At 61.9% G+C, this 561-nt stretch carries 1 pseudogene; it reads right to left on the bottom strand.

Features of this window, described 5'->3' with window-relative positions:
• A pseudogene (locus EN879_RS40510) lies at positions 1–271 on the bottom strand (OB-fold nucleic acid binding domain-containing protein); the annotation flags it as partial.
• Positions 272–561: the final 290 nt, after the last annotated feature.

The raw sequence follows: 561 nt of genomic DNA, 5'->3' as shown, positions 1-561 counted from the left end.
ACAGGCTCGTGGGCGACGAGGTGCACCACCTCCTCTTCCGTCGGATGCGTCCGCGGACGCCGAGCATGGCCGAAGCAAGAAGCACGCGCCGGAATTTCTCGAGAGATCTTGACCCAGACGACGACGTTTGCCGCACCCGTCTCATCCTCCAGAGGAACATGAAGCCTTTGGCCGAGCCCGGCCGCTGCCGGACCAGCACCAGGCCGGCGGCCTCGAGCCAGCTTCTGCCTCGCGCCTGCATAGCATCCTGACAGGTCACGGTGCGGCGCCGGTTAGGCGGCACGCCGATTTTGGCAACGCTAGCCTGTGAACTGAAGAATGAAGGTCGGACTTGCGGCACATCGATTAGGTTCAAATGATAAGTTGCTGCCCGGCGAGGTCGTTTCAGCGCATCTCGACTGGTGGGTCGGCAAGACAATGCGGAACGGAAATGATCGCAGGCGTAAAGGACGGCTTTCGGGGCCGGAAGCTTCAGGCCTGGAACCGGACCCCAGTTTGGCGCAAGCATCGTGGCCTCCGCCCTGTCATGCATTCACCGGCTCGCGAAATGCCAATTGATTC

This window comes from Mesorhizobium sp. M7A.F.Ca.AU.002.02.1.1 (assembly GCF_003998535.1).
GTDB classification, from domain to species: Bacteria; Pseudomonadota; Alphaproteobacteria; order Rhizobiales; family Rhizobiaceae; genus Mesorhizobium; species Mesorhizobium ciceri.
Note: the sequence above shows the minus strand (reverse complement) of the source record. Positions and strands in the feature narration are given on the sequence as shown.